The sequence below is a fragment of the Streptomyces sp. WM6386 genome, from assembly GCF_000972385.1.
GTDB lineage: Bacteria > Actinomycetota > Actinomycetes > Streptomycetales > Streptomycetaceae > Streptomyces.
The window spans coordinates 1-516 of record NZ_JXTE01000437.1; the positions used below are offsets into that span (position 1 = coordinate 1).

A 516-nucleotide genomic window follows, 5' to 3' on the forward strand; every position below is an offset into this window, starting at 1 on the left:
GACGCCGATCGTGCTATGCAACTCGTTGCATAGCAAGTCTCACCCATGCCGATGCGACGCGGCTCACTCTGTGCGGGGACCACGGAATGGCGCGCCGACGGTCGACGGGCGAGCCGTTGTTGGCCATTCTTGGGCTGCGGCGACGCCCTGGATGCGGCTCCGGACGCACACCGCTCAGAGGGACAGCACCGCGCGCACCCTGTTCCCGCCCCCGCCGACCGGATCCACATCGAGGCGCTCCGCCAGGCATCGCACCATGGCGAGACCTCGTCCGCTCTCGCCCCAGGCCGTCAGCGGTCGCACGCGTGGCCTGCCGGGGCTGCCGTCGTAGACCTCGACGGTGACCCGGGTGTCGGAGATCTGCAGAGCCAGGCGGCAGGCGCCACCGTGCCGGGTGGCGTTGGTGACCAGTTCGGAGACGACGAGCGTCGCGTCGTCGATGTGTGAGGCGTCGAGCCCCGTCACCCCGAGGCCGGGCCGGGCCAGGAAGCGCGCGGTCAACCTCCGCGCCCGGCC

General features: G+C 71.5%; 1 protein-coding gene. It reads right to left on the reverse strand.

The genetic code is table 11. The annotated features are described in order from the left end of the window. Nucleotides 1-174 precede the first annotated feature (174 nt). Nucleotides 175-516 (reverse strand): ATP-binding protein (locus TN53_RS42125; RefSeq protein ID WP_063776304.1); only part of this gene is annotated, 342 nt, incomplete at its 5' end.